This is a genomic window from Streptomyces aurantiacus JA 4570, from assembly GCF_000414115.1.
In the GTDB taxonomy this organism is placed as follows: Bacteria; Actinomycetota; Actinomycetes; order Streptomycetales; family Streptomycetaceae; genus Streptomyces; species Streptomyces aurantiacus_A.
Genome location: NZ_AOPZ01000346.1, coordinates 1 through 5,568, shown reverse-complemented (window position 1 = coordinate 5,568; position 5,568 = coordinate 1). Strand labels below are relative to the sequence as shown.

Here is a 5,568-nt window from a genome sequence, read left to right as displayed (position 1 = left end):
CTGGACACCCCGAGCACGTGGCTCCGGGGGCGGAACGACAGAAAGCCGCCCGTCTTGGCGTTGGGGCTCATCGACTGGCCGATGGGGGAGGCGTGGGAGGGGCTCGCGACGTCCCAGAGCCGGACCGTGTTGTCGTTGCTGCCGCTCGCCAGGGTGCGGCCGTCCTCGCTGAACGACAGCGACACGATCGCGTCGGTGTGGCCCTTCAGGGAGGCTTCGAGCCGGGGCGCCCGCCGGGGGTCGGCCATGTTCCACAGCCGGACCGTGCCGTCGTCGCTGCCACTGGCCAGGGTGAGGCCGTCCGGGCCGTAGGCGATGGTGTTGACGGGGCCGAGGTGCCCCTTGAGGGGTGTACCGAGGCGGGTGGCGTGACGCGGATCGGTCACGTTCCACAGCCGGACGGTGCTGTCCGCGCTGCCGCTGGCGAGCGTCCGCCCGTCCGTGCTGAACGCGAGGTGGTTGACGTACCCCCGGTGGCCGGTGAGCGGCTTGCCGAGCGGGCGGGGGCGGGACGGGGTGCTGACGTCCCACAGCTGTACGGTGCGGTCGGTCTGCGGGGTCGCCAGGGTGCGGCCGTCCGGGCTGAAGGCGAGCGCGGCCGCGAACCGGGTCCGCAGGGCGACGGGCGGCCCGTGCGGGACGGGGCGCGCCGGGTCGGCGACGTTCCACAGCTGCACGGCGTGGCTTCCCGTGAGCACCGCGAGCGTCCGGCCGTCGGGGGAGAACACCGGTGAGCGCACGTTCCCCTTCCCGGGCCTGAACGGTTCGCCCAGCGACACGGGCCGATGGGCGCGCTGTACGTTCCACAGCCGCACCCGGTCGTCGCCAGCCGCCGTGGCGAGCACCTTCCCGTCGGGGCGGAACGCGCCGACGCGGCCGATCATGTCCGCCGTCGGTATCGACCACAGGCGGACCTTGTTGTCGCCGTTGCCGGTGGCGAGGGTCTGCCCGTCGGGGCTGAAGCCGAGGGCGTACATCTCCCCGCTGCCGCCCGCGAGCGGCTTGCCGACCTGCGACGGACGGGCCGGGTCGCTGACGTTCCACAGGCTCGCCGTGCTGTCCGCGCTGCCGGCCGCGAGCATGGTCCCCGCGGGGTTGAAGGCCACGGACCACAGGGGGCCGGTGTGGCCGGTGAGGGGCGGGCCGAGCGGTTTCCCGCGGCTCGGCTCGGCCACGTTCCACAGCCGGACGGTGCGGTCCACGCCGCCGCTGGCGAGCGTCCGGCCGCCGGGGTCGAAGGCCACGGAGTGCACCGTTCCGGTGTGGCCCTTCAGCACCCTGGCGACCGGCTTCGGGTGCCGCGGGTCGGCCATGCCCCACAGCCTGATCGTGCCGTCGTCGCCACCGGCGGCGAGGGTCCGCCCGTCGGGGGAGAACGCCACGGAGCGTACGGCGGCGGTGTGGCCGGTCAGCGGCGAGCCGAGCGCCTTCGGCCGGCCCGGGTCGCGCACGTCCCACAGCCGGACGGTGCCGTTGTCCTGGGCGGCGGCCAGGGTGCGTCCGTCCGGGCTGAAGGCGAGCAGATAGATGGTGCCGCCGCGGCCCTCCACCGGCGGGCCGAGCGGGCGCGGATGGCGGGGGTCGCGGACGTTCCACAGCCGGGCCGTGCCGTCGTCCGAAGCGGTGGCGAGGGTGTGGCCGTCCGGGCTGAAGACCGCGGTGCTCACCCAACTCTTGTGGCCGGTCAGGGGCTTGCCCAGGCGCTTGGGGCGCTTGGGGTCCGACACGTCCCACAGCCGGACGGTCCGGTCGTAGCTGGCGGTGGCCAGGAGCCGTCCGTCGGGGCTGAACGAGGTGAGGTAGACGGCGCCGGTGTGGCCGAGCAGCGGGGTGGCGAGCGGCGCGTTCACGATCGAGATCAGCCGGTTCCCGGTGCCCTCGTCGTCCGGCCGCAGGCGGTGCGCCACCAGGTCGAGCTGGGCGGACAGCGAGGGATCCGTGTCCTGGGCGCGGTCGGCCTCGGCGACCACCTGCTGGAACACCGCGTCGTTCCGCCCGGACACGGCGTCGTTGCGCTGCTGCCACGCGACGACCGCCGACACGACGGCCACCATCGCCAGGGCGACAAGGGCCGCCACCGCGGCACGGCTGATCAGGACCGTGCGCCGGCGCAGCCCGGCCGACGCGGCGAGGAACTCCCGCGCGCCCCGGGTCAGGAAGGTGTCACCGGCCGACGTCGCCCAGTCGCGGGCCTGTTCCAGGCGGGAGCCCCGGTAGAGCAGGGCCGCGTCGCGCTCGGAGTCCTCCCAGGCCCTGCTGTCCTCCTCCAGGCGCTGCCGCAGCAGGTTGTCGTTCCTGTCCTCGTCGATCCAGTCGCGCAGCCGCGGCCAGGCGTGCAGGAGTGCCTCGTGGGTGATCTCCACGGTCTCCGCGTCGAGGGTCACCAACCGGGCGCGGACCAGCGCTTCGAGGGACTCCTCCGTCTTGTCGGGGTCCGTCGACTCCTCGGCGAGCTGCCGCCGCGTCCCCCGCCTGCGGGTGGCCTGGGTGTCCTCGCTCAGCCGGACGAGACGGAGCAGGAGCAGCCGCGCGGCCGTACGCGCCGCCGGGTCGAGGCCGGACCAGGCGCGCTCGGCGGTCGCCGCCACCGCTCCCTGGATCCCGCCCGCCGCGCGGTAACCGGCCAGCGTAAGGCGGCCCGTCTTCCGCCGCTGCCAGGTGGCGAGCAGAGCGTGGGAGAGGAGCGGCAGGACGCCCGCGTCGTGCGCGCCGCGGGGCCCGTCGGTGCTCACTTCCCGGACGATCAGCTCCGCGAGGCCGGGTTCGAGTTCGAGCCCGACGGCCTTGGCCGGACCGGTCACCGCGGTGCGCAGCTCGGCGGTGGTCAGCGGCCCGAGCACCATGTGCCGGTGCTGCAGCGCGTCGGCCAGCTCGGGGTACCCGAGGCACTCCTCGTAGAAGTCGGCGCGGATGCCGAGGACGACGAGCGCGGGGGCGGGGTCACCGGGATCACCGGAGCCGTCGGAGTCGCCGGGCGAGCAGGCGGCGTGCAGGAGCTGGACGAAGGCACGCCGGTCCGCCTCGTCGGGGCAGAGGGTGAAGGCTTCCTCGAACTGGTCCACGATGAGGACCGGCCGGCCGGCGGAGGGGGACGCGCGCCGGGCCCACGCGGCGACGGATTCCCGTACGGACTGGGCAAACTCGGGTGTATCGGGCTCCAGGGCGCCGAGCTCGGGTATTCGCCGGGCGAGCTCGGCGAGGGGGTCGGTGCCCGGCACGAGTTGCAGCACTGGGCCGACGTGAGGGTCCTGGCCGCCGGGGTCGCTCCCTTCGCGGGCGGCTGGTACGCCGTGTGCGTCTTCTACACCCTGGGTGTCCCGTACGACCTGTATGCCCCCTGTGTCCTGTATCCCCTCTCCCTCTCGTACGTATCCCAGTGCGCCGTCGCGCAAGGCGGGCACCAGGCCGGCGTTCAGAAGGGAGGACTTCCCCGCTCCCGAGGCGCCCACGAGCATGACGAGGCCGCCCGTCTTCTCCGCCGCGCGGAGCTGGGCGACGAGGGCGTCCGTACTCCGCTCCCGGCCGAAGAACCACTGGGCGTCCTGCTGCCGATACGAGGAGAGGCCGCGGTAGGGGCACACGCCGGCGACGGCCGCGGCGTCGGCCGAGTGCCCTTGGTCGCTCCCCGCGGACGCCCCGGACGCACCTGATGTGCCTGATGCGGCTGACGCCGCCGCCGCGCGATCGCCGGCCGGGTCGGCCACCGACCGCTCCCACAGCCGCTGCCACTGGGCGAAGTCGTACAGCCCCGGGGACACCGGCGCGGGCCGCTTGCGCCGCGCTTCGGGGATCAGGACGTGCAGCACCGCCGCGAGGGCGGCGAACTGGGCGGGCACGTTGTTGGCCCGCCGCCAGTCGCTGATCCGCTGGGCGGACACCCGTACGGGGCGCCCTCGTTCGTCGACCCGCTGCAGCTGGACGACCGCTTCGGCCACGCGTTTGAGGGGCGGGTTACCGGCCTCCTGGTACAGCAGCGCGAGGCGTTCCGCGAAGGCTGTGCGTGCCCCCGAGTCGGAACTCAAGGCGTCCACCCCTTACTTCCCCCGCACCTGAACATCCGGACCGGAAAACTCACTCTATAGGTCTGACCTGCGGTTAAGGTCTCCGGACGATACCGGAAGCTCCTCAGCGGAAGCGGAAGCTGGCAGGATCGCGGCGCAGTAGCGAACCAACCACGTGGCGTCAGGGCAGGCCACCGGCTCGGCGCCCGGAGAGGCGACTCATGGCGCTCCATGCTCCTGGCCGGGTACCTGGCTGGTTTCCGCCGGAGTCACGAACCTGGTTCCCGCCGGAGTCACGAAGCGGTGGCGGGGCTCGCCCGGCGCGGCCCTGCGGAGCGCGGGCCCGGACCCGCGGAGCGCGAACCCATGAGACCCGCGGAGCCCGACAGACCCGCGGAGCCGGTCACACCCGGACCGCCTCCGCGCCCTCCGCGTCGTTCGGTACCGGTCCCCACGAGGGGAGGGACCGGTACCGATACGACGCGGCACCCACGAACCCCTCACCCCGCCGCGCACCGGCCCCCGAGGCGTCCCACGACGACTCCGGCTGGGGGCCACCACGCATCGACCACCCCATTGCGGCAGCCGACCGGATGGCCGGTGATTAAAATCGCCTGTCATGTCGAAGCCTGACGAGCTGCTCGTTGACGTCGCCGACCTGGTGGAGTCCGGGCACAGCAATCAGATGTCTCTGACCGTGGTCACCGGTGGTGCTGTCATCACGGGTCGGCTGGCTCCCGAAGCCGTGTGGAGGCAGCGGGTGTCGGAGGTCTTGGCGGACTCGGCCCGCCTGAGTGATTTCTCCGCTGTCTTCACAGCCACTGCGCGCAAGGAGGGGCCGCCCACGCATCTGCATTTCCATGTGGCGCGGATTCTGCAGGGCCCGGTGGGGATCCCGGAGACGGGCGGGATGTACCGCGTGGCGATCGAGGAGGTCAGTGCCTGGACCATCGGCGACTTCAGCTACTCCGACCACTGACCCTCCGCCGGGGCGACGAGCCGCCGGTGTGTGGTGAGGGCCCGACCGGCGCCTGCCGGTCGGGCCCTCACCGTTGTTCGGGTGGCGGTTCGCGCCGCGTCGGTCAGAGGACCGCGGGAGTGCCGAGCATCGCGGACGCCTGTTGGAGCGGGTTGAGGGCGCGCGGGGGCGCGGCGGTCGGGGGAAGGCCGCGGCAGGTGAAGCCGAGCCGGGTCATGGCCCGGAGGACCTCACCGGCGCTGAAGTCGCGGCGGTCCTGATGGGTGATGACCTGGCCGACCTGCTTGAGGGGGTAGGTGCGGCGGCCGATGATCACGGATTCGGCGGTGACCGGCTCGGGCTTGACACCCTTCATCGATTCCAGGACGCCGCTCTTGGTGAGGTCGAACGGGAAGCGGGCGATGACGCAGCGCATGGTGCCTCACAAGGGGGAGAAGGAGGAGAACGAAGGGGAGGGGTTCTGCCGCGGTGGGGCTGAAGGTTCTAGGCCGCCGCGTCGAAGGAGGTCTGCCGCACGGCCGAGCGCCGGGCGGCCGAAGCGGGGCTGCGCCGGCCGCGCGAGGCCGCGCCGCGTCGGCCGCGTGAGTC

Annotated in this window: 3 protein-coding genes; 1 reads left to right on the top strand and 2 read right to left on the bottom strand. The window is 73.3% G+C overall.

All coding sequences use genetic code 11. The annotated features are described in order from the left end of the window. Positions 1–4,031, bottom strand: a 4,031-nt coding sequence (locus tag STRAU_RS29145) for a WD40 repeat domain-containing protein (RefSeq protein WP_037662665.1), incomplete at its 3' end; no start/stop codon positions are given. 589 nt (positions 4,032–4,620) lie between these two features. On the opposite strand from STRAU_RS29145, the gene STRAU_RS29140 reads away from it, so the two are divergent. Then, the gene (locus STRAU_RS29140; RefSeq protein ID WP_016644008.1) at positions 4,621–4,980 is read left to right on the top strand and encodes a hypothetical protein; all 360 of its coding nucleotides are present in this window, start codon (positions 4,621–4,623) and stop codon (positions 4,978–4,980) included. Between the two features lie 103 nt (positions 4,981–5,083). Here the strand turns inward: STRAU_RS29140 and STRAU_RS29135 are convergent, their stop codons facing one another. Continuing rightward, entirely contained in the window at positions 5,084–5,395 is a 312-nt protein-coding gene (locus tag STRAU_RS29135; RefSeq protein WP_016644007.1) for an SCO5918 family protein, read from the bottom strand. Between the last annotated feature and the right edge of the window lie 173 nt (positions 5,396–5,568).

Excerpts from the sequence above, each read along its gene's own strand:
- STRAU_RS29135 (WP_016644007.1), bottom strand. The coding sequence starts at position 5,395 with ATGCGCTGCGTCATCGCCCGCTTCCCGTTCGACCTCACCAAGAGCGGC.
- STRAU_RS29140 (WP_016644008.1), top strand. The coding sequence starts at position 4,621 with ATGTCGAAGCCTGACGAGCTGCTCGTTGACGTCGCCGACCTGGTGGAG.